The 25,649-nt window shown below is 50.8% G+C and carries 26 protein-coding genes; 22 read left to right on the forward strand and 4 right to left on the reverse strand.

The window, feature by feature from the left end; translation table 11 throughout:
- The first annotated feature begins 188 nt into the window (after nucleotides 1-188).
- From F608_RS0128700 to F608_RS33795, 11 genes are all read left to right on the forward strand, one after another.
- Entirely contained in the window at nucleotides 189-1,574 is a 1,386-nt protein-coding gene (locus F608_RS0128700; protein WP_022669202.1) for a sigma-54 interaction domain-containing protein, read from the forward strand.
- 321 nt (nucleotides 1,575-1,895) lie between these two features.
- On the forward strand, nucleotides 1,896-2,066 hold the full coding sequence (locus F608_RS0128710) for a MarR family transcriptional regulator (RefSeq protein WP_022669204.1): 171 nt from the start codon (nucleotides 1,896-1,898) through the stop codon (nucleotides 2,064-2,066).
- Nucleotides 2,067-2,129: 63 nt separating this feature from the next.
- A complete protein-coding gene (locus F608_RS0128715; RefSeq protein WP_022669205.1) occupies nucleotides 2,130-2,390 on the forward strand; it encodes a DUF4492 domain-containing protein in 261 nt (86 codons plus the stop codon).
- A 21-nt stretch (nucleotides 2,391-2,411) separates the two neighbouring features.
- Nucleotides 2,412-3,947, forward strand: coding sequence for a cytochrome ubiquinol oxidase subunit I (locus F608_RS0128720; protein WP_022669206.1), 1,536 nt, complete (start codon nucleotides 2,412-2,414; stop codon nucleotides 3,945-3,947).
- 1 nt (nucleotide 3,948) lies between these two features.
- Nucleotides 3,949-5,088: a cytochrome d ubiquinol oxidase subunit II gene (cydB, locus tag F608_RS0128725; RefSeq protein WP_022669207.1), complete on the forward strand. Its 1,140-nt coding sequence runs from the start codon at nucleotides 3,949-3,951 to the stop codon at nucleotides 5,086-5,088.
- 166 nt (nucleotides 5,089-5,254) lie between these two features.
- Entirely contained in the window at nucleotides 5,255-5,413 is a 159-nt protein-coding gene (rd, locus tag F608_RS35995) for a rubredoxin (protein ID WP_022669209.1), read from the forward strand.
- Between the two features lie 65 nt (nucleotides 5,414-5,478).
- Nucleotides 5,479-6,297: a DUF3786 domain-containing protein gene (locus F608_RS0128740; RefSeq protein WP_022669210.1), complete on the forward strand. Its 819-nt coding sequence runs from the start codon at nucleotides 5,479-5,481 to the stop codon at nucleotides 6,295-6,297.
- A complete protein-coding gene (locus F608_RS0128745) occupies nucleotides 6,294-6,917 on the forward strand; it encodes an NAD(P)H-dependent oxidoreductase (protein WP_022669211.1) in 624 nt (207 codons plus the stop codon). Before F608_RS0128740 ends, F608_RS0128745 begins: the two co-directional genes overlap by 4 nt.
- A gap of 28 nt (nucleotides 6,918-6,945) precedes the next feature.
- A complete protein-coding gene (locus tag F608_RS0128750) occupies nucleotides 6,946-7,158 on the forward strand; it encodes a hypothetical protein (protein ID WP_022669212.1) in 213 nt (70 codons plus the stop codon).
- Between the two features lie 27 nt (nucleotides 7,159-7,185).
- Nucleotides 7,186-8,166 (forward strand): NAD(P)H-dependent oxidoreductase, encoded by a 981-nt coding sequence (locus F608_RS33790; protein WP_022669213.1) that lies wholly within the window; start codon nucleotides 7,186-7,188, stop codon nucleotides 8,164-8,166.
- Nucleotides 8,167-8,453: 287 nt separating this feature from the next.
- Nucleotides 8,454-10,130, forward strand: coding sequence for a two-component system sensor histidine kinase NtrB (locus tag F608_RS33795; protein ID WP_022669214.1), 1,677 nt, complete (start codon nucleotides 8,454-8,456; stop codon nucleotides 10,128-10,130).
- A gap of 5 nt (nucleotides 10,131-10,135) precedes the next feature.
- On the opposite strand, the gene F608_RS0128765 is transcribed toward F608_RS33795, so the two are convergent.
- Genes F608_RS0128765 through F608_RS0128775 form a run of 3 tightly spaced genes read right to left on the reverse strand, consistent with a single transcriptional unit; the run spans nucleotide 10,136 to nucleotide 13,645 of the window.
- Nucleotides 10,136-11,125 carry a DHH family phosphoesterase gene (locus F608_RS0128765; RefSeq protein WP_022669215.1) on the reverse strand — a complete coding sequence of 330 codons (990 nt, stop codon included), beginning with the start codon at nucleotides 11,123-11,125 and terminating at the stop codon, nucleotides 10,136-10,138.
- A gap of 10 nt (nucleotides 11,126-11,135) precedes the next feature.
- Nucleotides 11,136-12,230 carry a hypothetical protein gene (locus F608_RS0128770; protein ID WP_022669216.1) on the reverse strand — a complete coding sequence of 365 codons (1,095 nt, stop codon included), beginning with the start codon at nucleotides 12,228-12,230 and terminating at the stop codon, nucleotides 11,136-11,138.
- A 23-nt stretch (nucleotides 12,231-12,253) separates the two neighbouring features.
- Nucleotides 12,254-13,645: a TIGR01777 family oxidoreductase gene (locus tag F608_RS0128775; RefSeq protein WP_244154350.1), complete on the reverse strand. Its 1,392-nt coding sequence runs from the start codon at nucleotides 13,643-13,645 to the stop codon at nucleotides 12,254-12,256.
- Nucleotides 13,646-13,835: 190 nt separating this feature from the next.
- On the opposite strand from F608_RS0128775, the gene rd (F608_RS36000) reads away from it, so the two are divergent.
- The 11 genes from rd (F608_RS36000) (at nucleotide 13,836) to F608_RS33805 (ending at nucleotide 24,342) form a co-directional block, all read left to right on the forward strand.
- Nucleotides 13,836-13,994 carry a rubredoxin gene (gene rd, locus F608_RS36000; protein WP_084681311.1) on the forward strand — a complete coding sequence of 53 codons (159 nt, stop codon included), beginning with the start codon at nucleotides 13,836-13,838 and terminating at the stop codon, nucleotides 13,992-13,994.
- 30 nt (nucleotides 13,995-14,024) lie between these two features.
- Entirely contained in the window at nucleotides 14,025-15,221 is a 1,197-nt protein-coding gene (locus F608_RS0128785) for an FprA family A-type flavoprotein (RefSeq protein WP_022669218.1), read from the forward strand.
- 23 nt (nucleotides 15,222-15,244) lie between these two features.
- The gene (locus F608_RS0128790) at nucleotides 15,245-15,721 is read left to right on the forward strand and encodes a ferritin-like domain-containing protein (RefSeq protein ID WP_022669219.1); all 477 of its coding nucleotides are present in this window, start codon (nucleotides 15,245-15,247) and stop codon (nucleotides 15,719-15,721) included.
- A 769-nt stretch (nucleotides 15,722-16,490) separates the two neighbouring features.
- Nucleotides 16,491-18,452: an anaerobic carbon-monoxide dehydrogenase catalytic subunit gene (gene cooS, locus F608_RS0128795; protein ID WP_022669220.1), complete on the forward strand. Its 1,962-nt coding sequence runs from the start codon at nucleotides 16,491-16,493 to the stop codon at nucleotides 18,450-18,452.
- 217 nt (nucleotides 18,453-18,669) lie between these two features.
- Nucleotides 18,670-19,215 carry a DOMON domain-containing protein gene (locus tag F608_RS0128800; RefSeq protein ID WP_022669221.1) on the forward strand — a complete coding sequence of 182 codons (546 nt, stop codon included), beginning with the start codon at nucleotides 18,670-18,672 and terminating at the stop codon, nucleotides 19,213-19,215.
- Between the two features lies 1 nt (nucleotide 19,216).
- On the forward strand, nucleotides 19,217-20,185 hold the full coding sequence (locus F608_RS33800; protein ID WP_022669222.1) for an SCO family protein: 969 nt from the start codon (nucleotides 19,217-19,219) through the stop codon (nucleotides 20,183-20,185).
- A gap of 79 nt (nucleotides 20,186-20,264) precedes the next feature.
- Nucleotides 20,265-21,923 (forward strand): cytochrome c oxidase subunit I, encoded by a 1,659-nt coding sequence (locus F608_RS0128810; protein ID WP_022669223.1) that lies wholly within the window; start codon nucleotides 20,265-20,267, stop codon nucleotides 21,921-21,923.
- Nucleotides 21,924-22,568 (forward strand): cytochrome c oxidase subunit 3 family protein, encoded by a 645-nt coding sequence (locus tag F608_RS0128815; RefSeq protein WP_022669224.1) that lies wholly within the window; start codon nucleotides 21,924-21,926, stop codon nucleotides 22,566-22,568.
- A 12-nt stretch (nucleotides 22,569-22,580) separates the two neighbouring features.
- Nucleotides 22,581-22,856, forward strand: a complete 276-nt coding sequence (locus F608_RS0128820; RefSeq protein ID WP_022669225.1) for a cytochrome C oxidase subunit IV family protein — start codon at nucleotides 22,581-22,583, stop codon at nucleotides 22,854-22,856.
- Between the two features lie 9 nt (nucleotides 22,857-22,865).
- On the forward strand, nucleotides 22,866-23,486 hold the full coding sequence (gene coxB, locus F608_RS0128825; protein ID WP_022669226.1) for a cytochrome c oxidase subunit II: 621 nt from the start codon (nucleotides 22,866-22,868) through the stop codon (nucleotides 23,484-23,486).
- A complete protein-coding gene (locus F608_RS33805) occupies nucleotides 23,476-24,342 on the forward strand; it encodes a UbiA family prenyltransferase (protein ID WP_022669227.1) in 867 nt (288 codons plus the stop codon). Before coxB ends, F608_RS33805 begins: the two co-directional genes overlap by 11 nt.
- Nucleotides 24,343-24,346: 4 nt before the next feature.
- Here F608_RS33805 and msrB read toward each other — a convergent pair whose 3' ends face one another.
- Nucleotides 24,347-25,492 carry a peptide-methionine (R)-S-oxide reductase MsrB gene (gene msrB, locus F608_RS0128835; protein WP_022669228.1) on the reverse strand — a complete coding sequence of 382 codons (1,146 nt, stop codon included), beginning with the start codon at nucleotides 25,490-25,492 and terminating at the stop codon, nucleotides 24,347-24,349.
- Nucleotides 25,493-25,649: the final 157 nt, after the last annotated feature.

Genomic DNA, 25,649 nt, shown 5'->3' on the forward strand with positions numbered 1-25,649 from the left:
AACAACTTATTATCCTGCCCATCCGGGTTTTATTTTTTTTTCACATAAAAAACCATTGCATCTGATACACAAATGTGCCATTTACTGAACCGACAGTTCAGACTGCCAGGTTTAGGCGTTTTACCGGCTTTTATCTGAAAACGCATAGCAGGCGGTCTTTTGAAACCTTACTCTTTTGGGAAAAAGACATGGAAGAGTTTAAACGTGCGGTTCTGGAAAATGACAACCTGTACCTGGTCCTGGACAACCTGCATCTTGGAATCATTGCCCATACCCCGGAAAGAACAATTACCGTCTTCAACAAAGAAGCAGAGAAGATAACCGGATATTTAAAAGAAGAAGTCATCGGAAAAGACTGCCACGAAGTTTTCCAGGCCCCCTTCTGCGGAGGAAAATGCTCCTTTTGCGACGGCCCCCCTGAACTCAAGTTAAAAACCCTGGAATACCCCCTGAACATCATCACCAAACAGGGATTAACCCGTCATGTAGAGATGACGGTTTCCCCCATCCTGGACAAGGAGGGGGGTATCAAGGGGGTGGTGGCGTCCTTCCGGGACATGACCGAACCTTTCCAGCTTTCCCTCAAGGCCGAGACCCTGTCCAATTTTTCCGGCATCATCGGCAAGAACAAGGCCATGCAGGAGATCTTCAGGCAGATCCAGGATGTGGCCCTCTATACCTACCCGGTTCATGTATCCGGTGAAACAGGAACCGGAAAAGAGAGGGTGGCCAATGCCATCCATGATATCAGCTCATTCGGCAAGGGGGCCTTTGTTCCGGTAAACTGCGGCGCCATTCCCGAAGGGATAGTTGAGAGCGAACTTTTCGGCCATGTCCGGGGTGCCTTTTCCGGTGCGGTAAAAGAGAGAAAAGGCCGGTTTGAGCTGGCCCACCAGGGAACCCTTTTCCTGGACGAAGTGGCCGAACTTCCCCTCCAGACCCAGGTTAAGCTCCTGAGATTTCTCCAGGAAGGCACCTTTGAAAAAGTGGGGGGTGAAAAAAGGATCTCCGTGGATACCCGGATCATCAGCGCCACCAATAAAAACCTTAAGGAGGAGGTCAAGGCCGGCCGGTTCAGGGAGGATCTTTTTTACCGACTCAACGTGATTCCGGTTCACCTGCCTCCCCTGAGGGATCGGAAAAGCGATATTCCCCTTCTGGCATCCCATTTTCTCAAGGAAGCGGAAATGGACAGTCCCCATTCCGCCCCTGAAATTTCAGGATCAGCCATTGACGTCATGCTGGATTACCACTGGCCAGGGAATGTCAGGGAATTAAAGAATGCCATCCAGTTTGCCATGGTCCGCTCCAGGGGGAAAACCATCATACCCGGTCATCTGCCCCTGGAAATCACCCGGGATCAGACCGTGGGTCTCCGGTATCCTGCCGAAGAACCCCAAAGGGAGCGCTCTTCTTTTAAGGGGAAGCTGGATATGGATTCGGTCAAGGCCGCCGTCAAAAAAACCGGAGGCAACAAATCCAAGGCCGCCAGGGTCCTGGGCGTGGGCCGGGCAACCCTTTACCGGTTCCTGGCCGATAATGAGGAGATCAAGGCCTACATCGATCAAATCTAAGCCGCCTGCCCCAATTTTTTTCACATTTTGTCCTGTCTCAAACCACATGAGACAGGACAAAATGTGAGACAAAACAGCACCAATTCCCCGGCAAAAAAAATCAAAACACAGCCGGGCAGACGGGATTTTCAGACTTTCCTCCTTTTCTTTTTCAATACAAAACCAGGGCAAACCCTTTGCAAATATGAATTCTTATCCTTAATCTTCAGATGACCCCCCGGGCTTTTCCTCTCTTCAACATGCCAATGGCATGCTAATTGCTCTCCTTTTCAGGAAAATAAACAGATTGTAAAACAAAGCCTACTTAAAAGGAGGAAAAGCATGGAAGAAAAAGTATTAAGCGCAATGAAGCAGGCGGCAAAGCCGGTCCGTCCCGGTGAAATAGCCAAAACCCTGGACCTTGAATCCAAGGAAGTTTCCAGGATTATTAAATCCCTAAAGGAAAAGGGCCGGGTGATCTCTCCCAAGAGGTGTTATTATTCTCTTTCCTAAGTTCCCGTGATACGATATAGTGAGGTATCAATTCAAAGGCATATTTCAAACCCAGGTATTCGAATGATTACAGATAAATTAATCAGGCCTGTTCTCAATGTTTACGGGTTTTACCGTGACGGATTCAAGGGAATGGTTCTGGGTAAAAAGCTGTGGGCCATTATATTCATCAAGCTTTTTTTGATGTTTGCGGTCCTGAAGCTTTTCTTTTTTCCTGACTACCTGAACACAAAATTTAATACCGATGAAGAAAAATCAAACTACGTCCTGGAACAGATCACAGGAAAGACGTTTTTAAAGAATGAACAAACCAACACCCCTTAATATAACCAAAGGAGGGAATTCATGATTGAAGTTGATCTGAGCATGGTGAACTGGGCCAGGGCTCAATTTGCCCTTACAGCCATGTATCACTGGATATTCGTACCCCTGACACTGGGACTTTCTTTTTTATGCGCCTTTTATGAGTCAATTTACGTGCGCACGGGAAAAGAGGAATGGAAAAACATCACCAAGTTCTGGATGACCTTATTCGGGATCAACTTTGCCATTGGTGTGGCAACGGGAATCATCCTGGAATTTGAATTCGGGACCAACTGGTCCAATTACTCCTGGATGGTCGGTGATATTTTCGGCGCCCCCCTGGCCATTGAAGGAATTTTTGCCTTTTTCCTGGAAGCCACCTTCTTTGCCGTCATGTTTTTCGGATGGAACCGGGTATCCAAAAAATTTCATCTCTTTTCCACCTGGATGGTGGCCATCGGCTCCAACCTGTCTGCAGTCTGGATCCTGGTGGCCAACGGATGGATGCAGAACCCCGTGGGCATGGCCTTCAACCCGGAGACCGCCCGGTTTGAAATGCAGAGTTTTTTCGAGGTGGTCTTTAATCCCGTGGCCATTTCCAAGTTCACCCATGCCTCCAGTTCCGGATTTCTCCTGGCCTCTCTCTTTGTGCTGTCTGTTTCCTCCTGGTATCTTCTGCGGGGGAAACATGTCCAGATGGCCAAGAAATCCATTGTGGTCGCCTCGGTATTCGGACTGCTCTCATCGGGCTATGTGGTTCTGACCGGGGACGAGTCAGGATACGAAGTCGCCCAGAAACAGCCCATGAAGCTGGCCGCCATTGAAGGGTTTTACAAGGGACAGATCAATGCTCCCATTGTTGCCGCCGGAATCCTCACCCCGGATAAAAAACCCGGTGACGGCCAGGACCCCTTTATCGTAAAGGTGGAAATCCCTTATGCCCTTTCCCTTCTGGCCAACCGTTCCCTGAACTCCTTTGTCCCGGGGATTAACGACCTGACCTACGGCAACCAGGCCCAGGGGATAGAAGGAGTGGACGCCAAAATCCTCAAGGGGAAAAAAGCCCTTTCCGACCTGGCCCGGTATAAGAAAGCCCAAAAGGCCAAGGACGGCCCCGGGGCGGAGCAGGCATTAACAGATTTTAAGAAAAACCAGGCCTATCTGGGATACGGCCACTTTGACATCCCCGAACAGGCCATACCGCCGGTTGCCATTCCCTATTACGCATTTCATATCATGGTGAGCCTGGGATCCTTGTTTCCCCTTCTCTTTCTTCTCTTTCTCTTTTACGGCTTCAAAGACAGCCTTGTCAGGCAGAAGTGGCTCCTGGGCCTGGGCCTGATTTCCGGGTTCCTGGGATTTATCGCTTCCCAGGCCGGATGGGTTGTGGCGGAAGTGGGCCGCCAGCCATGGGCCATTAACGGTCTTCTGCCGGTTCAGGCTGCCACCAGCAACCTGACCGCTAAAAACGTCCAGGTTACCTTTTTCCTGTTCCTGGTATTGTTCACGGCATTGCTTGCGGCGGAAGTCACCATCATGGCAAAACAGATATCCAAGGGACCAGAGGAGGGCCGATAAAATGTTATTTGACTATTCAACCTTACAACAGCTTTGGTGGATCATCTGCTCCGTTGTGGGCGCCCTTTTCCTTTTTCTCAACCTGGTACAGGGCGGCCAGACCCTGCTCTGGCAGGTGGCAGCCACGGACACGGAAAAAGCGCTGGTCATCACCTCCCTGGGAAGGAAATGGGAGCTGCCCTACACCACCCTGGTACTTTTTGGAGGGGCCCTGTTTGCCGCCTTTCCTAAATTTTACGCCACCAGTTTCGGAGGAGCTTACTGGGTCTGGATGCTGATTCTCTTTTCTTTCATTATCCAGGCCGTATCCTATGAGTACCGGAAAAAAGAAGGAAACCTTTTCGGTCCCAGAATTTACGAGCTCTTTCTTTTCATCAACGGCTCCCTGGGCATTCTGCTCATCGGCGCGGCAGTAGGCACCTTTTATACCGGTTCCAACTTCACCCTGGACATGTACAACCGGGTCACCTGGGACTATACCTTGCTGGGTGTGAATCTCAGGGGGCTTGAGGCCGCCTTTTCCCTGTTCAACCTGAGCATGGGCATTTTTCTGGTCTTTAACGCCCGGGTTCTCGGGGCCTTATACCTCCTGAACAGCATTGACTTCTCCACGACGCCCAAGCTGGAAACCCGGCTGCGCAAACAGGTCTGGAAAAGTTTTCTTACGGCGCTTCCCTTCCTCCTCTATGTTCTGATCTGCATCCTTTTCATGAAGGGGTTTCACGTGGATGAAGAAGGAATTGTCTCCCTGGTCTCTTCCAAGTACCTGACCAATCTAACGACCCAGCCCGTCCTGCTCATACTGCTCCTGGCCGGGGTGGTCCTGGTTCTCTACGGAGTTCTTCTGGGCGCCTTTAAAAAGAGCACCCAGGGTATCTGGTTCAGCGGACTGGGGACTGTTTTTGCCGGCTTTGCCCTGCTCTGCCTGCCGGCCCTGAATAATACCTCCTTTTATCCGTCCAAGCTCGACCTTCAGTCCAGCCTGACCATAGCCAATGCCTCTTCCAGCCCCTTTACCCTGACGGTCATGACCTACGTGGCCCTGGGGGTCCCCTTTGTGCTGGCCTATATTGTCTATGTATGGAGACTCATGGATGCCAAGAAGCTCACCGAAGAGGAAGTTCAGGAGAAATCCTATTAAATGCCGGCCCCTATCCAACAAAGGAGATAAAAATCATGGGAACTGTTCTTTTAATCCTGTATGTGGTACTGATTTACGCATCTTACAAGGGAAGCCTGATTGCACTTGAAAAGATGAAACTGGACTAGTTGTTTATAACCCTAATTAAAAAAGGAGAATTTGAAAGATGGACAAATACGTCTGTACCCTCTGCGGCTATGTGTATGACCCTGAAAAGGGAGACCCTGACAGCGGAATTGATCCGGGAACCAGCTTTGACGACCTGCCCGATGACTGGGCCTGTCCCATCTGCGGGGCATCCAAGGATGATTTTGAAAAAGAATAGGACTTGGGGACTATAACCGGGCAGGCAGCCTGCCCGGTTATCCATCTACTCTTCCTGGAAAACCCATGGCCCTTTCCGTAGTAGATCTATACACAAGGGTTCTGCCCCGGACCAATTGCAAAGAGTGCGGGTTTCCCACCTGCATCGCATTTGCCGGCATGGTGGTTTCTGAAAAACATCCTTTGAAGAACTGCCCTCACATCCCGGCCGATGTTCTGGAATCGGCCGAAGAAGAACTGGAGCAGCAGTATAAGGAAGGCAAGTGGCTTAAAAAAGACATGGCCAAGGAGGCCCTGGAATGGGCCAGACAAAAAGCCTCTTCCATGACCCTTAAGGATATTGCTTCCCGGATCGGGGGAAATCTGGAAACAAGGGACGGCAAGGAGCGGATCCGGCTGCCCTGTTTCAACAAAGAGCTGATCATTACCCCGGATGATGTCCGGGACAGTGCCGGCGGGCAATTGAGCCGGAACGAACAGACCTTTGTCTATATCCACATGGCCCAGGGTGGGTCACAAGAGCCTTCCGGCAGGATGAAAAGCCTCAAGGAATTTCCCAATACGGTTTCAAAAATTCTCTCCATGAAAACCCATGTGGAAGATCCGTTGAAGAAAGAGTTCTCATCAAAGGCAGGAAAGCTTGCCCTGGCCTGTGAGGCATTCGGCGGGAAAGACCGGAAAACGGCCTACGATTCCCCGGATCTGGCCTATGAATTTGCAGCCTTTCCCAAAGTCCCGGTGGTTTTGCTCTTCTGGGATGAAAGTCAAGGATTTGAGGCGGAGGTGAAACTGCTCTTTGATGAGACGGTGATCCTTCACCTTGACATTGAATTGATCATGTTTTTAAGCGAGCATCTGGCCGGTATGCTCATGGAGTTATCATGAATCCTGTAATTAAAGCGTTGAACTTTCGCCATGCCTGTAAGGCATTTGACCCGGACAGGAAAATCGCCCGGAACCAGATTCAAACCATTATGGAGGCGGCCCGGCTTTCTCCCTCCTCCTTTGGCCTGGAAGCCTGGAGATTCCTGGTCATCTCCTCGGAGGATGTAAAAAGGAAACTTAGGCCGGCCTGCTGGAACCAGCCCCAGATTACCGACGCCAGCCATGTGATCGTGGTTCTCTGCCGGCCGGACCTGGCCGATCCGGCCGATCCCTATATCCGGAAAAATTTTCAGAGACGGGACCTGACCGAAGAGGCGGTCCAGATCTATGTCGATAAATATAAAAATCATATGGAAACCGAAGTCTTTCCGAGAATGAGCGCCTATGCCTGGTGTTCCAAGCAGTGTTATATCGCCCTTGCCAATATCATGACCGCTGCGGCTGCCCAGGGGATTGACTCCTGTCCCATAGAGGGGTTTGAAAAAGACCCTGCGGAAAAGGCCCTGGGCATAGATACGGACACCTATGAAATATCCGTGATTGCCACCCTGGGATTCCGGCTCAAGGACCCGCCCAAAAAAAATCGGTGGCCTGCCAGCCAAACCATAGAGTATATTTAACCTGAAGACTCTTTCGGGAGGAATTTTTATGAATCAGAAGGTGAGTATTTTCAAACCCTGCCCTTTATACGAAGGACAGAAAATCAGGATCCAAGATTCCCCCCTGGAGGGAGACTGGGAGATCGTCAAGGTATCCAAATTTAAAATCACCCTCCGGTGTCCCATATCCGGTAAAGAACTGGTCAAAGACAGGTTCCTGGCATTTCACGAGGAAAGAGAACAGGAATGGCCAAAAAATTAGATCTATCCTTATCCTAGGGGGAATAATATGTTTGTTCTCGGACTTCAGGGCAGTCCCCGGAAAAAGGGAAATACCCATGACCTGCTCTCCATATTTATGGAAGAGGCTGAAAAACAGGGGGCCCTCACCCAGACCCTCCTGGCCCGGGAGCTGGATATCCAGCCCTGCAAAGAACTCATCGTCTGTGAAAAAAAAGGGTTCTGCCCCATAAGGGACGAAATGGAACCAAAGGTTTACCCCCTTCTCAAAAGGGCGGACATCATTGTCCTGGCATCCCCTGTTTTTTTCTATAATGTACCGGCACAACTCAAGGCCCTGATCGACCGGTGCCAGATGTTCTGGGGCCGGAAATACAGGCTGGAGCTCAAAGAGCCCAACGCAAAAAACCGCCAGGGGATCCTCCTGTCCTGCGGAGGGTCCGGCGGTAAAAAACTCTTTGACGGCCTGGAACTGACCGCCAAGATCTTCTTTGATGCCCTGTCCGTAAAGTACAAAGGAGGCCTGACCTACCGGCACATTGAATCCCCCGGACAGATGGCGGCCTATCCCAACCTTAGGGAGGATGTCAAAGAAAAGGTCAAAGAACTTTTCCACCCTTTTCTCTCCGGAAAAAAAATTCTGTTTATATCCCGGGAGGATGCCTGCCTGGGTCAAATGGCGGCCGCCTTTTTCAGGTTCCATAGTCCGGGCGGACACAGGGTTTTTTCGGCGGGTCTTGAGCCTGCTCTGGAATTGCTGCCCCAGACTCTCAAGGCAATGGAGGAAAAATCTCTGGACCTGAAATATCTGAAACCCTTTTCCCTTGATGCGCTTTTGTCAAACCAGGAATTTGATCTGATTGTATATCTAAACAAAGCCCGGGAACACCCTAAAATAAAGGGCCGGCAATCCATTGTCTGGGAAATAAACAGGCCCCGGGTCATGTCTGATAATGACCTGAAAAAGATCAGGGACGATCTGGAAGCCAGGGTGAGGGCCTTGATAGAGAGCCTGCCCTCCTCCACCTAACAGCCCTCTTCTGACGTTTGTCCTTTCCCGGAAAACGGCGTTTTCTAATTTTCGCCGCACCTTAAGGCATGACGGCGATCTCCCCCTGATTGATCCTTTAAAATTTGAGGGACAGGTTGACAATGGGATTCGAGTTCAATTATGATGCCCGTGATCAGGGAGTATAAGACATCCTTCCTTGACGACCCACGGCACATGCAGACCAGACGACAAATGAAATTCGCAGCAAATTGCATAACACCTGTTAGGGAGTTGACGGCTCTTTTTTTAACCACATGGACCCATAGATGAACATCAAAACCATTTTTTTCTCCACCCTTTTCATCGTATCCATTCTATGTGGTTTTATGGTTGCCGCTCACCAGAGGCATATACTTGGAAATGCCCAAAAAAAACTGGAGCAGCATGCCCGGATCATCGCCAGTGCCCTGTGGAAATATGAGACCGAAGACCCCCTTGCCTATCTCGGCCTGGCAGCCGAATCAAACCATTACCGGCGGATCGCGGTCATGGATGATGTAAAAAATGAATTTATTTCCGTTACAGGGCCTTTACCGGGTAAAACAGAAAGGCTTTTCATCGATCTGGGCCTGATCCCTGTCAAGCGGCTGACGACCCCGGTCATTTACGAAAATACCAATATCGGTGAAATCCGGGTCCAATGGTATAACCGGGCCGTTTATAGTTACTTGTATGCCTCTTTCTGCCTTGCCCTGACATTTTGTCTTCTCTGGTTTTTTCTCAGCCTTGCCCGGGCAAAAAAGACCCTTAAAGCAAGGGTGATAGAACGGACGGCCGAACTGGACAACCTTCAAAAATACCTGGCCAGCATCATCAATTCAATGCCGTCGCTTCTCATCGGGGTGGATGAGGACCATCGGGTGACCCACTGGAACAATACCACGGAAAAAGAAACGGGAATCCCTTCTGAAAAGGCCCAGGGCAGACATCTTTCCCGGGTATTTCCAAGGATGTCCGAGGACCTGGGAAAAATCGCCCACAGCATACAGAACCATGAAATCAGTCTTGAACGGAATAAGCCCCGCCAGTCGGAAGCCGGGACCTGTTACGATGACGTCACCATCTTTCCTCTGACCGGCGACTGCCATAAGGGTGCGGTGATCCGCATCGACGATGCCACCCCCAGGGTAAGAATGGAAGAGATGATGATCCAGAGTGAAAAGATGCTCTCCGTGGGAGGGCTGGCAGCGGGCATGGCCCATGAAATCAACAATCCTCTGGCCGGCATGATGCAGACTGCGGACGTTATGCGAAACCGCCTGACCATGACCTCCGGCATTGCTGCCAATGAAAAAGCCGCCCTCAGGGCCGGAACCACCATGGAGGCCATCCAGAAGTTTATGGAGGACAGGGGGATCCTTCGCATGGTATCCACCATCAACGAGTCAGGCAGGCGCGTGGCCGCCATCGTGGAAAACATGCTCAGCTTTGCCAGAAAATCAAATGCAGGAACCGTTTCCCAGAACCTCAGGGAGCTGGTTGACAAGACTCTGGATCTGGCCGCCACGGATTATGATCTGAAAAAGCAGTATGATTTTAAGCGGATTGAGATCCAGAAAGAGTATGATTCCCAAATTCCAGACGTGATCTGTGAAAGTTCCAAAATCCAGCAGGTTCTGCTCAATATCCTGCGCAACGGGGCACAGGCCATGCAGGGCTCCGGGACAGCACACCCCTGTTTTTTCATCCGCATCTTTGCAGGACAGGACAGGGACAAGGTCTGTGTGGAAATCGGGGACAATGGGCCGGGCATGGACGAGAAGACCCGGAAACGGGTGTTTGAACCCTTTTTTACTACCAAGCCTGCCGGAGAAGGAACCGGACTGGGCTTGAGCGTCTCCTATTTTATCGTTACGGAAACCCATAGGGGGACATTGTCCGTAGAATCCAGACCGGGCAAAGGTGCCAGATTCACCATGTGCCTTCCCGTCAGGCCGGTCTGATCCCTTTATTCGATCTTCTTTCCGGCGGTCTGTTCAATGCAGTCAATGATCCACTGAGCCACGGCTTTTTGTGCCCTTGAACCGATCTCTTTTCGGACAGAACCCATGTCCAGCTCAGCCCGGGCCATGGTTTTATGCCCCCCGGCAGAACCAAAGGCGGCAAAGGCCTCCTTGGCCGTATTGCCCGCCCCTTTTCTCAGCCCGTCATTCCGGATCACGATGACCAGTTTTTTATCAAGAACTCCCGATACAATGCTCCAGTTGACCCGGGCAAGGGTCAGGAAGAAATCCGCCGTGATCACCAGCTCATCGGGCTGGGTAATCCTGCCGGCATGGAAAAAGGCCCGGTTCTTTAAGATTTTCCGGTGCTTGATGGCATGGCCCAGAAAATCAAGATCTTCCTGGGTCATCAGGGCTCTTTCCACTTTGGTGACGATGTTGTTGTCGGCAAATTGATACAGGTATTGAAAGGCCTTGATATCCCGGATTCCGGCCTGGCGGGTAAAATTGGAAGTATCGGTCTTGATGCCCAGCATCAATGCAGCGGCCAGTTTGGAAGAGGGTTTGATCTTCTTTGCCTTTAGATATTCCGTCAACATGGTGGAGCAGGCACCGTAACCGGGCCGGATATCCACGTACTCTGCCTGATCCGCGCTTACGGGGTGGTGGTCGATGATGGCATGGAACGGAAAGCCGCTGAAGCTCTCGTGGTGATCGGGCTGGGAATCCACGATCACAAAGATATGAAAGTCCTCTTTATTTATCTCGTCCAGGGTTTTGAGCCCGGGTTCGGTCAGATCGATCATGGCAAGGTTGTCCGGACGGGTGATCTTGTTGAAATGGACGATGACCACCTCGTGGACCTTTCTCCAGAGCAGGCGTTTGACGGCCATGGCACTGGCAATGGCATCGGGATCGGCATTGATGACCACCAGCACCTTTGAGCTGCCGGTAAACAGGCTGAAAAACCGCTTTAATTTTTCCCTGGTGTTCATTTTATCTCCTTTAAAACCTTCCCTCGTTTCTGGAAAAAAACAAGGTCAAAGTAATAAAAGAATATCCCATCAGGGCCAAAACCGCAAACCAGCCGTAAAAGACGCCCAGGGGAGCCAGGACCACGGCGGTGAGCCAGTGAATTCCAATGACCGTTGGGGAGTGCAGCTTTATGGGGAAATCCTCAAACCGGCAGATCACGGAGAGACCGCAGAGGTTCCAGCCGTAAAGGGACGCAAACACGTGCATGTGAAGCAGCCATTTTGTTTTCCCGGGGTCATAGTCCTGGGACATCTGCAGGAAGATATAGGCGATCCCGGTAAGGGCGGTAAAAATTAAAAATCCGATACCCGAAGTCAGGAAGAGCTTCTGCTGGATTTGCTCCGCATTTTTGTAATAGAGGAAGAACACGGTGACCACGGCCAGAAAAAGAGCCGTGGTCACAAAAATCTGGGGAACAAACTTTTCAAAAAGGATAAACAGAAAAAAGATGATCACCCCCAGGGTGATGGTCCAGAAACAGAGCTCCATGACAGCCTTCATGGAAGAGTTCTCCATCCCGGCCAGCATGGCAAAAACAAGGGACAGGGTGATCAGGGAGAGGGGAAAGGAGAATCCCAGGAAAAATGTGTCCAGGGTAAGCTTTGCCATGGTCACGAGCTGAAAGTACTCGTTGTTGAGAATCACCAGTCCGGCAATGACCAGACCACAGGAAAGACAGAGTAATGAGGCCTGGTGGAATTTCCTGGATACGGATTCCCCTGGACTGAAAAACTGAAAAGGGATAAGGGAAAAACTCTGGACCCTCACCTTTTCCACCAGGATGAAGAGCAGGACCGTCACGGCCAGGGTAATGGGATATACCTTAAAAAAGGCTGAAAAGGCATAGATTAAGGATCCCAGAAAAAAGAATTTAACGGTTTTAGAGACCCGGCGTCGGCCCTGGGTATAATAGAGAAGAATGGACCCGCCGGTGCACAGGTTGAAAAGAAAAATGTGAAGCCTTTCAAAATTATACTTTTCAATCGGGAAATAAATCTGAATAAACCCGAAAAAGAGTGCGGTGATCATCAGCGTGGAAAAAACAAGTTTCAATTTAACGTTCATGACGAATTATTCCCCAATTAAGTTCATCTGCCAAGCATGTCCCTCAATGCCGGTTCAAGTGTCTCGTGCTGGAAGGAGAAACCCGAATCCAGCAGTTTGCCGGGCATGACTCGGGTGCTTGCCATGAGAGTCTCCTTTCCCATTTCCCCCCAGAAAAGCCTGACCAGAAATCCGGGCAGGGTAAAGACTAATTTTTTATGGAATACACTGGCCAGGGTGCGGGAAAACTCCCGGTTTGTCACCGGATTGGGGGCCGTGAGGTTGACCTGTCCGTTGATCACTCCGTTCTCCAGAATGTGAAGGATGGCCGAAAGGGTATCCTCCATACTGATCCAGCTCATATACTGGCTGCCCCGGCCAAACTTTACCCCCAATCCCAGCCTGAAAGGCAGTTCCATCTTAGCCAGGGCTCCTCCGGCCGGAGTCAGCACCACTCCGATTCTCAGCAGGACCGTCCGGATGCCGGCATTCCTGGCCTCGGAGGATGCATCTTCCCACTGGCTGCAGACGGCAGAGATAAAGCACTCCCCTTCCGTATCTTCTTCTTCGATCAACCTGTCTCCTGAATCTCCGTAAAATCCAATGGCCGAAGAAGAGATAAACACTTCGGGTTTGGTATCCAGACCACTGATCTTGGATGCCAGCAGCCGGGTGGACAACACCCGGGAATCAATGATCTTTTTCTTGTATTCCGGGGTCCACCGTCCCCTTGAAATATCGAGCCCGTTTAAGTTGATGACCGCATCAAAAGGGCCTGTCTTTCCAAGATCCAGGATACCTGCGGACGGGTCCCAGAAGAGTTCATCTCCGGAAAGATCCCGGGTCTTGCGCACCAGCCGGATGACTTCATGGCCGCAGGTCCGCAAAAAGGGAACCAGAATGCTGCCGATGGTCCCGCTGGCTCCTGAAACCAGGATTCTTTTTTTAGATCCCTTATCTGCATGATTTTCAAGGTCATGTTTCAATACCCTGTGCCGGTAGGAGAACATCCTGTCCAGTTCCTTTTCCGCAAACCGGTAAAAAGGCCGGCTCAACCAGCCCAGGGGAAGTTTGAATTTTACCTCATCTTCCATGACAGTGGAATTTCCCGGCTGGGGAAGGAACCTATGGGTATGCTCCCAAAGGGCAAAGGGTCCCCGGGTCTGGCAATCCCTGAACATCCTGTTTTTCTCCCAGACAATGTGCTCGGCTTCCCAGGCCATGGGGATCTTGAATACCTTGATCCGGAACAGAACTTTCACGCCTTTGTCAATGCCTATTCCGGATCGGGATATCATCTTCAAAGGCGCCCAGGGCGGGGTCAGCCTCAAGATAGCCCCGTTTCTGGCATGCCAGGCAAAGGCGGCCTCCACCGGAACATTGATCCGGGTTCTTTTGGTATAAATCCGGGGTTTCATATTTAATAAAGTGTTCATTGATTTTGCGCACCTTATACTATAAAACCAATATCCAGGTAAATTAGATTTTTATAAACATGATCATGGAGTTCGAGGCATGCTCTTTGCATTACTTTGGCAGCAATTCAAACATTTTCTGCCCCCAACAGGAGCAGGAAGACAATTGGAGCATCAAGATTTTAAATCCTTAAGATTAGGAGGAAAATAGATGGAAAAATATGAATGCGTTTGCGGATATGTATATGACCCGGCAGCCGGTGACCCTGACAACGGTATTGATCCCGGCACATCCTTTGCCGACCTTCCCGAAGACTGGGTATGCCCCCTCTGCGGCGCCAGCAAGGATAATTTTACCCAGTTGGATTAAACCCTGACCAATCAAAGGAGATTGTCAACCATGTACAAGCCCATTGAAATCGCTGAGGGGATATACTCTGTGGGATGCCGGGACTGGGATATTCGAGACTTTCACGGCTATTCCACCTATGAGGGGACGACCTATAATGCATTTCTCGTGCTGGGAGAAAAAAACATCCTCATTGACACGGTAAAAGAGAAATTTGCGGATGAACTGCTCTCCAATATCAGCAGAGTCATTGATCCCAAAAAAATCGACATTGTGATCAGCAATCACACGGAAATGGACCACTCGGGCGGAATCCCCAAGGTGATGCATAAAATCGGTGCGGAAAAACCCATCTACTGTTCCAAGATGGGGGGAAAAAACCTGAAAAGCCATTTTAACAAAGATTTTAATTTCCAGGTGGTCGGATCCGGAGATGAGCTTGCCATCGGAAACCGAACCTTTTCCTTTCTGGAAACCCGGATGCTCCACTGGCCCGATTCCATGTTCACCTACTTAAAGGAAGAGGCCATTCTTTTCTCCAGTGATGCCTTTGGACAGCACTACGCCGGGGATATGTTTTTTGATGATGAAATCGGGGATGAGATCATTCCCCATGCCAGGAAATACTATGCCAACATCCTGCTTCACTTTTCCCAGCGGGTCCAGGCCCTGCTAAAGGATGTGACCGCCATGGGCCTTAAAATCGATATGATCTGCCCGGACCACGGGATTATCTGGCGGGACAACCCCTCCAAGATCATTGAGGCTTACGACAAATGGTCCCGGCAGGAGCCATCCAAGAAAGCCGTGGTCATCTTTGACACCATGTGGGAGAGCACGGCCAAGATGGCCCGGGCCATTACCAGCGGGATTGAATCCGAAGATGTCAACGTCAGGCTCATGAACACCAGAAAATGGCATAGAAGCGATATCATGACCGAAATCATAGATGCCGGGGCCATTGCCGTGGGATCCCCCACCCTTAACAATAACATTTTTCCGGTGATTGCGGATGTTATGACCTATATCAAGGGGCTGAAACCCCAAAACAAGATCGCAGCCGCATTCGGGTCCTACGGATGGAGCGGAGAAGCGGTAAAGATCCTGAACAAAGAGTTCAAGGAAATGGAAATGGAAATCGTTGACAAGGGAATCCGGGTTCAATATGTTCCCGAAGAAGATGACCTGAACGCCTGTTTCGACCTGGGAGTGAAACTGGCCAAGACCTTAAAAGAAAGACTGGTTTAATCCAATACAAAGGGGGAAAAAGCATGCCCAATGAATTTAATGCAGACGATATTTTTGAAATTGCCGTTAAAATAGAGCAGAACGGAGCCGCCTTTTACAGAGATGCTGCCCAGCGGGTGGAAGGCCAGGAGAATAAGAATTTTCTCCAGGACCTTGCCAGGATGGAAGATGAACACGAAAAGATTTTTGCAGACATGAAAGTCAGCCTGGGCCGGGATGAAAGTTTCTCCACCACCTTTGATCCGGAAGATGAAAACGCCCTCTACCTCAAGGCCCTTGCAGATACCCGGGTTTTTTTCGGAAAGGAGACCCCGGCAGCAGACTTCAAAGGCATTCTGGGATCTGCCATCCAGACGGAAAAAGATTCCATTGCATTCTACTTGGGAATGAAGGAACTGGTTCCGGTCAAACTCGGCCGATCAAGGCTTGATGATATTATCAAGGAAGAAATGAGCCATATCCGGCTTCTTGCCGGAGCGCTTTCCCGCCTTAACCAATAGCCTGACCGCCCCTGCTGATAAAAAATCCGACCAGTGGGGGTGGTTTCCCCATTCCTTATTTTGTCCGCCTCCTTTGGATGCTTTAAAAATTGAAGCCATCTGGTAATAGATTTCGTCCGGAGATTTCAACGCAAAATAGGAATAGGACCTCTGAATCTTTTTTTCTTTTTTTTTGACCCTGTGTTCAGACATTTTTCCATTTCCTGTACTTGGAGATCTGAGATCCTTTGGATTTACAGATCCGATTGCAGACTCCTTTTCTGGTTTCCTTTAATGGATACCGACCTTTTTCCAACCCAAACCCATGTTTGGGTTAAAAATCAAAAAGCAAACATCATACCACTGGCTGAAATTTCGCCGTCTCCTTAAAAATCGCTTTCTTTATTTAGATGCCCCTGCCAGACAAATATGGGCTTGGAATCTAAAACCTGGCAGGTTACATTCGGGCGTTGACTGTCTCAGGCATCTGTATCAATAAAAATACAAAAATAATACAGGAATGTATCGAACCTGGTGATTTCAACGAAAAACCGGGTACTCCCACCCCGTAGTACCCTTATAATAATAAAAAACATTTTTTTTCAACCTTTAATTTACACTTTTCACTTGGTTTTGCTCTTTTTTAATGACCTGCCTTTCCGATTTCACTATCTTTGGGCCCTGACTTGATTTTTATACCACGAAGTGGTATGTATCTTGTATATAAGATTCTACCCCCCCTTTTCTCTAACCCGGGCAACGGCAAGTCATTGTCAAACCAGGAGGAGATATGAAAAAAACAGAAAAGAAAATCCGGGCCGGCGCATCGGAAGTGACTGCGTGCGAGGCCACAGCACAGATGCTTGAAAAAGCCAGAGCCGACGGGGTTGTCCTTGACCTTGACCGGGGACAGGATATGAAGGCCTGTCCCATCGGTGAAGAATCTGCCTGCTGCAAACACTGCTTCATGGGGCCCTGCCGCCTGAACCCCAGGGATCCCTATAAAAAGGTGGGAATCTGCGGAGCCACCATCGACACCATTGCGGCAAGGAATTTCGGCCGAATGGTGGCTGCCGGATCTGCATCCCACAATGACCACGGCATGCATATCCTGAAGTTGTTCAAGGATGTCATTGACGGAAAAGTTCTCGATTTCGGAATCAAGGATGTTCTGAAACTGGAACAGCTGGCCCTGTCCCTGGGGATTGATGTCGAAGGCAAGGAGGTCCAGGAACTGGGAAAAGAACTCTATGAAGAGCTGGAAAAGACATTTTCCAATGTAGACGGGGAAATGCCCCTGACCCGACGGGTCCCCGAAGCAACCCTGGAAACCTGGAGAAAGCACGGAGTGGTTCCCCGGGGAGCCATGCTTGAAGTCATGGAACTCATGAGCCGGACCCACATCGGCTGCGACCAGGAATATGAAAACCTGACCAAACAGATCACCCGCACGGCCCTGGCCGACGGATGGGGCGGCTCCATGATTGCCACGGAATTGTCCGATATCATGTTCGGCAGTCCTGTCCCTCTCCAGGCCGAGGTCAACATGGGGGTTCTGAAAGAGGACCATGTCAACGTTATTGTCCACGGCCATGAACCGGCCATGTTTGAAGCCATTCTTGCCGGGGTCAACGACCCGTTCTTTATCGATCAGGCAAAGGAAAAGGGGGCAGAGGGAATCAACCTGGTGGGCATGTGCTGTTCCGGCGCCGAGATGATGTCCCGGCACGGGATCCCCCATGCCGGAAACTTCGGATCCACCGAGGCGGTCATGGTCACCGGTGCCGTGGATGCCATGGTGGTGGACATCCAATGCATCAAGCAGGGCCTGGCCGCTGTTGCCAAAGCCTATGACACCCATCTCATCACCACCAACCCCAGGTGTCATATCGAAGGCGCCTCCCACGTAGAATTTGAAGAAACCGATCCCCGGAAATGCACGGACGAGATCCTGATCCGGGCCATCTCCCGGTTCAGCACCCGGTCGGTTCCCGTGGTGATCCCATCCCAGACCCGGAAAGGAATCCACGGTTTTTCCCATGAGTACATTGAATATATGCTGGGCGGAACCTTCAGGGGCAGCTATTCCCCCCTGAATGATAATATCATCAACGGAAGAATCCGGGGTGTCGCCGGGGTTGTGGGCTGTACCAACCCCAAGGTGAGACAGGATTCCGTCCATATTGAACTGGTTAAGGAACTGATCAAAAACGATGTCCTGGTCCTCCAGACCGGGTGCTCCCAGATCGCCCTTGCCAAGGAAGGTCTACTGGTGCCCGAGGCAGCCCCCCTTGCCGGCCCCGGCCTGGCCGAGGTCTGTGAAACCGTGGGCATGCCCCCGGTATTGGGTCTGGGATCCTGTGTGGACAACACCCGGATCCTCATTGCCGCTTCCGCCATGGTCAAGGCCGGAGGACTGGGCACCAGCATTGCCGATCTTCCGGCCGCCGGATGCGCCCCGGAGTGGATGAGCGAAAAAGCCCTGGCCATTGGCCATTATTTCGTGGCTTCCGGAGTGTTTACGGTATTCGGCATCGGATTTCCCATTGTAAAGGATACCAAATACCATGACTACCTTTTCAGGGGCATGGAAGACCTTGGATACGGCAAATGGGGAATGGCAAAGGATCCCCATGCCATTGCGCGGCTCATGATCGACCACATCGACAAAAAACGCAAACAGCTCGGCATTGACAAGGCCAGGGAAAGAACCCTGGTGGATATGTCGGACAGGAGGGAACTGGTCTCCTGATCGAGTTGTCTGGAATTTAAAATGCAGGGACCGGCCTGAAAATCTTCTCTACTCTTTCAGGCCGGTCCTTTTTTTGCAAATAAATTTCCATAAGTGTATTTTTATAATTGGATTTTGCGGTTGCATTGTCAGGGCTGAAAATATAAACTACCTGGGAGAATCAACCGCTTCAGGCAATTTAAAAGACCATTCAAAACCGATAACGAGGAGATCAGGCATGAAAAAGACTATTTTCCTATCCAGCTTTCTGGCACTTATTTTTCTATTCTTCACGGTTCCGAACCTTTGGGCTTCGGATTACCAGCACAGCCTAAAGATAAATGAAATGGATTTTTCCTGGAATTTGAATGAAACCACCATGGACATAAGGATCTCAGCCGAGACAACCGGATGGGTGGGAATCGGATTCAATCCGGAGGAATCCATGCTTGGGGCAAATATCATCATCGGGTATGTCAAAAAAGGCAAGGCCAGGATAGAAGACCATTACGGGATCCGGAAAAGAGCCCATGCTCCGGATGAAAAACAGGACGGAACGAGCAATATCACCAACCCTGAGGGATCGGAAGAAAACGGGATCACTACCCTCTCCTTTACCATTCCCCTGAATTCCGGAGACCAGTATGATCCACCGGTTAAAACCGATGGGCCCAATGTCATGATCTTTGCCCATGGCGAAAAAAGGGACTCTCTCAGAACCCGTCACAGCTTCAGGACAACCTGGGAAATCAATCTCAAAACCGGCGAAGGAAAAGAGCTTTAAGATGAGATCCTCTCTGAACCTCCGTTTTACCTGGGGAATCCTTCTTGGGCTGATTCTTTTCTGGACCCTGCCCGGCATTGCCCAGAACCATGAATCCGGACATGATTCCACCCACGGATCAAGTGCAGAACCGTCCATGGCCCATGATTCCCCAGAGATGCAGATGGACCCGGATACGGACGCGGATCCAATGGACAAACACAAACACCATGTCATGGGACAGGACCCGGCCGCGGAAAAACTGCCCGAGGACGAGGCCCTTGAACTGGCCTCAAAGGTAAGGGTAGAGGAAAAGCTGGGGTCGTTCATCGACAAGGATGCGGCTTTTACGGATGAAAACGGAAATCCCATCAAAATAGGAGATCTTCTGGACAAGCCCGTGGTCCTTCTGCCCATCTATTTTTTCTGCCCCACGATATGCAGTTTTCTCCAGGCAGACCTGGTAAAGGTCATCAACGATATTGATCCGGTGCCGGGCCGGGATTTCAACCTGGTGACCCTAAGTTTTTCCCGGGACGAGACCCCTGAAAATGCCCTGGATGCCAAAAAAAACTATGCAAGGCTGGTCACAAAGGAGTTTCCCTTGGAAAACTGGCATTACCTGACCGGCACCCCGGAGAATATCAAAAGAGTGACCGATTCCCTGGGATTTCATTTTATAAGAAAAGAAAAGCACCTTTACGTCCATCCCAATGTTCTGATCGTCCTGGCCCAGGGCGGTAAAATCACCCGGTACGTCTACGGCCCCAATTTCCTGCCCTTTGACGTGGGAATGGCCCTGGCAGAGGCGGATCAGGGAAAGACCGGCATTTCCATCAAACGGGGAGTCATGTCGTTCTGCTTTAATTATGATCCGGAAAAACAGACCTATGCATTCAATATCTTCCGGGTGGCCGGGACTGTGATCCTCCTCTTTCTGGCGGGTCTGGTCCTTTTTCTCGTGTTTGCCCCGGGAAAAAAACGAAAATAATTAGACACAGGAACAAAACTGTATCATGATACAGGATGGGAGCAAATCGTTTCACTCTAAAGGAGAAGAGGCATAACCCATGGAAAAACCGGCTTCTTTTTTTCAAACCCCTGAGCCTGCCCGGTTCAAGGGAATCATGTCCTGGCTCATCACCTATGATCATAAGCGCATCGGGCTCATGTACCTGGCTGTGATCATGTTCTGGTTTTTATTTGCCATTCTCCTGGGAGGGCTGATCCGGCTGGAACTCATGTTCCCCGGGGAAACCGTCATGGATGCACAAATTTACAACTCCGTGTTCACCCTCCACGGGGTGATCATGATTTTTCTCTTCATCATCCCGGCCCTGCCGGCCATATTTGGAAATTTTCTCCTCCCCATCCAGATCGGGGCGGATGATGTGTTTTTTCCCAGGCTTAATCTTCTCTCCTGGTATCTTTACGTGCTTGGAGGCATCATCGCCATTGTCTCCCTTTTTTCAGACGGGTTCCCGGATACGGGATGGACTTTTTACGTTCCCTTTTCCATATCCACCAACACCAACGTGTCCACTGCAGTATTTGCCGCCTTTGTCCTGGGAATGGCATCCATGCTGACGGGCCTGAACTTCATCACCACCATTCACCGGATGAGGAAAAAGGAAATGGGCTGGATGCAGATTCCGCTCTTTACCTGGACCCTGTACGCCACTTCCTGGGTCCAGCTTCTGGCCACCCCCGTGGTCTCCATCACCCTTCTTCTGGTCATCTTTGAGCGGACATTCAACATCGGCCTTTTTGACGCCTCCCGGGGCGGGGATCCCATTTTATACCAGCACCTGTTCTGGATGTATTCCCACCCGGCCGTCTATATCATGATCCTGCCCGGCATGGGGGTGATCTCCGAGATCATCCCGGTATTTTCCCGGAAGGCCATCTTCGGATACAAGGCCATTGTGGCCTCTTCCATGGCCATTGCCATTGCCGGATCCCTAGTCTGGGCCCATCACATGTACACCAGCGGCATGAGCGACACTGCCGTGTTTGTCTTTTCCTTTCTGACCTTTATCGTGGCCATCCCTTCGGCCATCAAGGTATTTTCCTGGGTCTCCACCCTGTACAAGGGCTCCATTCAGATGACCCCGCCCCTGCTTTTTGCCCTCTGCTTTGTCTATCTCTTTTCCGTGGGAGGTCTTACCGGACTGGTCCTGGGCGCGGCAGGTCCTGACATCCATGTCCACGATACCCATTTTGTGGTGGCCCACTTTCATTTCACCATGTTCGGGGGAACCGGATTTGCCTTTTTTGCAGCCCTCCACTTCTGGTGGCCCAAGATGTTCGGAAGGATGTACAATTTTAAAGCGGCCTATACCGCCGCCATCCTGGTCACCTCAGGATTCATGCTCCACTACGTCCCCATGTTCGTCCTGGGACTCCAGGGCATGCCCAGGAGGTATTTTGACTACCTGCCCCAGTATGCCACCGGTAATTTCTGGGCAGGCTTTGGGGGTGTTCTCATGATCCTGGGCATCTTTCTCATGATGGGCAATCTGGCCTTATCCCTTGTGAGCAGAAAAGAGGAAACCCGGGATCTCTCAGATCCCTGGGGGGGAACCACCCTGGAATGGGCCACCCCCTCCCCTCCCCCCCTGCACAATTTTGTTCAGGAACCCCAGGTCCTGGATTACCCCTATGATTTCTCAAAGGTGATTGAAAAATTTTCCTCTTCGCCGCTCAACCCAGACAGGAAAGGGGGATAAATGAATCTGTCTTCAATCAAAACCCAGGACCTACAGCCGGACGCAGAATCGGCCAGCCCGGCCGACAATGCCGGCAAAAAACTGGGCATGTGGTTATTCCTCTACACGGAAATCATCCTATTCGGGGGACTCTTTGTTCTCTATGCCGTCTACCTGAAACTATATGCCTCTGATTTTGCCGAAGGTGCACAGGAACTCAATAAAATCTTCGGTGTTGTCAACACCGTCATTCTCCTGATTTCAAGCTTTGCCGTAGCCGCCTCCATCACGGCCATCCAGAAAAATGAACGGGGCATTGCCCTTTTCAGTCTTGGAACCGCCTTGCTCTGCGGGGCTGTCTTCCTGGTCAACAAGTACTTTGAATGGGGCCATAAGATCTCCCACGGCATTTATCCCAACTCGGATAAGCTGGTTGACGGGCCGGCCGGCCAGAACCTTTTTTTCGGACTTTATTACGTGATTACCGGGCTCCACGGAGTTCATATTGTCATCGGCATGACCCTGCTGGCGGTGAGTCTGGTCTTTGTTCTCAGGGGCAGGATCTCTTCGGGTTCCTATGCTCTTCTGGACAACGCCGGGCTATACTGGCATTTGGTGGATCTGATCTGGATTTTTATTTTTCCTTTGTTTTACCTGGTCATATGAAGGAAACTCTTTATGGAAAATCATGTTTCAAGCTATAAATCTCTAGGAATTGTCCTTTGCGCCCTCCTGGTCCTTACCGGGCTAACGGTGGGGGCATCCTATGTGGACCTTGGCCGGTTCAATGTCTGGGCGGCATTGCTCATCGCGTCCTTTAAGGGCACCCTGGTCCTCATGTATTTCATGCATATGAAGTATGAGGGGAAAACGCTGATTCTTTCATTTATCGGCACCCTGTTTTTTCTGGCCATTATGATCAGTTTTACCTTCTGGGATATTTCATTCAGATGAGGCAGACAAATGAATAATTTAGGGGATACTCCTGTCAATCCGGTCACCCTGGTGGACCAGTCTTTTTACTACATCATCGGGTTCTCTTTTCTGTTTCTCTTTGTCATCACCTGCGTGATGATTTACTTTGTCATTCATTACCGGCGCAGCCGCCACCCCCATCCTGCGGATATCCGGGGAAATTTCCTGCTGGAATCGATCTGGATCATCATCCCCACCATCATTGCCCTGACCATGTTTGCATCTGGATGGAAGGCCTATACCGGGCTGCGGACCGTACCCAGGGGGACCCTTGAGATCGAGGTCATTGCCCAGTCCTTTTCATGGATCTTTCTCTATCCCAATGACAAGGAAACGGAAAACCTTTTGGTGGTCCCCCAGAACAGGCCGGTCAAGCTAAATCTCACCTCCGACGACGTGATCCACAGTCTCTATATTCCGGCGTTCAGGGTAAAGGCAGATGCGGTGAACGGGATGGAGACCTATGCCTGGTTTCTCCCCGAAGAAACCGGTGAGTTCCATTTCCAGTGCACGGAATATTGCGGGGTCGGACATGCTGAAATGGTGGGGGTTCTGAAGGTGGTTCCCCCGGAAGAGTATGAAAAATGGCTGGAAGAGGATGAATGGTAAGTTAAAATCCCTGGTAAAATCCCTGGCAGAGGTGGTAAAGCCTCTTCTCTGCCTTCATATCAGCCTCTCGGCCCTGTTCGGCTTTGCCCTGGCCAACAGGGGGCTCTCCCAGGACGGGGGATACCTGGGACTCTCGGTCCTGGTCCTGGCCTTGGGATGTGCAGCCCTGAACAATGTACAGGACATGGAATTCGACGCCTGGTTTGCCCGGACCCGGCACCGGGCCCTGCCCTCCAAGAGGCTGAATCCCGGATCCGCAGTTGTCCTGGGAGCTGTTCTCATCCTTTCCGGTCTTGGGGGCTTGTTATTTTCTTCCAATGCCGGCCTCCTCCCCCCTGGGCTGGGAGTCCTTGCCCTGGTCTGCTATAACGGCCTTTACACCCCTATGAAGAAAAAGAGTCTTCTGGCCATTGTCCCGGGAGCTTTGAGCGGGATGCTGCCCCCCCTGATCGGGTGGTCGGCAGGGGGCCGGTCCATCCTGGACCCGGAGATCCTCCTGATCATGACAATCATGGGAGTCTGGCAGATCCCCCATTTTTTTCTCCTCCTCTTGAAATCAAACCGGCCCGATTTCGGGGAAGTCCCCTATCCCAGTTTCTCGGAACGATTTTCCGGAGTGGGTCTCAAACTCCAGGTCATGATCTGGTGCGGCCTTTACAGCCTCTCTCTTTTCCTGTACCTGTTCCGGGTCGCCGCCCTTCCGGGCTTTGCCCTGGCCACGGCGATCAACGCCCTCGGGATCCTTTTCTGGACCGGGTTCAGCCTGGTCAACTCAAATCCCTCAAAGGCATTTGCCGGCATCAACCTCTCCATTCTGGCCTTCATGGGAACCGGGATATTGGGCGCCCTTGCCTGACCCCTTATTCAAACAAATTCTTATACTTTTCCAGACCGTTTGCCTCCAGTTCTTCCAGGGGAACAAAGGCCAGGGCCGCCGAGTTGATGCAGTAGCGCTTTCCCGTGGGAGGCGGTCCGTCGTCAAACACATGGCCAAGATGGGAACCGGCACGGCTGCTCCTGACCTCGGTCCGGGTCATAAGCAGGGAACGGTCCTGTTTCAAAGTCACGGCCTCCTCTTCAATGGGCCTTGTAAAACTGGGCCAGCCGGTTCCGGAGTTAAACTTATCCGTTGAACTGAACAGGGGCTGTCCGGAAACAATATCCAGATAAATCCCGGGATTTTTATTGTCCCAAAACTCGTTGTTAAAGGCCGGCTCGGTCCCGTCCTCCCGGGTAACATGGTATTGAAGGGGGGTCAGTCTCTGCTTCAGTTCACGATCCGATATCCTGTCTTCTTTTTTCTCTTTGTCCCCATTGAACTGGATGGGACAGGCCTGGCCCGGGCGGCCCCAGGCGCTCTCAATAAACGTGTCCCTCCCCGACCCCATCCTGTAGAATTTATACCGGATGGGATTTTTCCTGTGATAGTCCTGATGATAAGTCTCTGCTCTATGGAAGGAATCAAATTGGATCACCCGGGTGGCCACCTTGTCCGTAAACCGGCCTGAGTCGTCAATTTTCTTGATAAAGGCCCGGGCTTTTTTTTCCTGCTCTTCATTGTGAAAGAATACAGCAGACCTGTACTGGGTCCCCCGGTCTGCAAAGGAGCCGGAATCATCCGTGGGATCGATCTGCCGGAACAGGCCATCCAGCAACTCTTCATAGGAAATAATCTTCGGATCAAATTTCACCTGGACCGCCTCGTAATGTCCCGTGTCTCCCGAGGTCACCTGCTCGTAAGTCGGATTTTCCACATGGCCTCCGGTATAACCGGAAACCGCCTCCACCACACCCGGGATCTTTTCAAAGAAAGCTTCGATACACCAGAAACATCCCCCTGCAAAGGTCGCCACCTCTATGTTCTTATTCATTTTCTTCTCCCCGTTCTTCTTCAAAATGGTTCGGTTCTGCCCGGAATACCCCTGGTTCAAGAACAGCAACGTTCCAAACACAATGACCCCAAACAGAGTCAGGACCGGGACAGATCTCTTGAATTTTGTTCCCATTTATTGCCCCTCCTTCTTTCTCATCCCTCTATTTTTGAGATTCACGATTTGTGCCACATTGTGGCATTGCTGGATTTTTCCCGGCATTGACGAAAAAAGAACATCTTAAAAGATTGTCTGGGCAGGACCGGAAACCTAAGGGCCCCTTCCATAAAGA

The sequence above is a fragment of the Desulfospira joergensenii DSM 10085 genome (genome assembly GCF_000420085.1).
GTDB lineage: Bacteria > Desulfobacterota > Desulfobacteria > Desulfobacterales > Desulfobacteraceae > Desulfospira > Desulfospira joergensenii.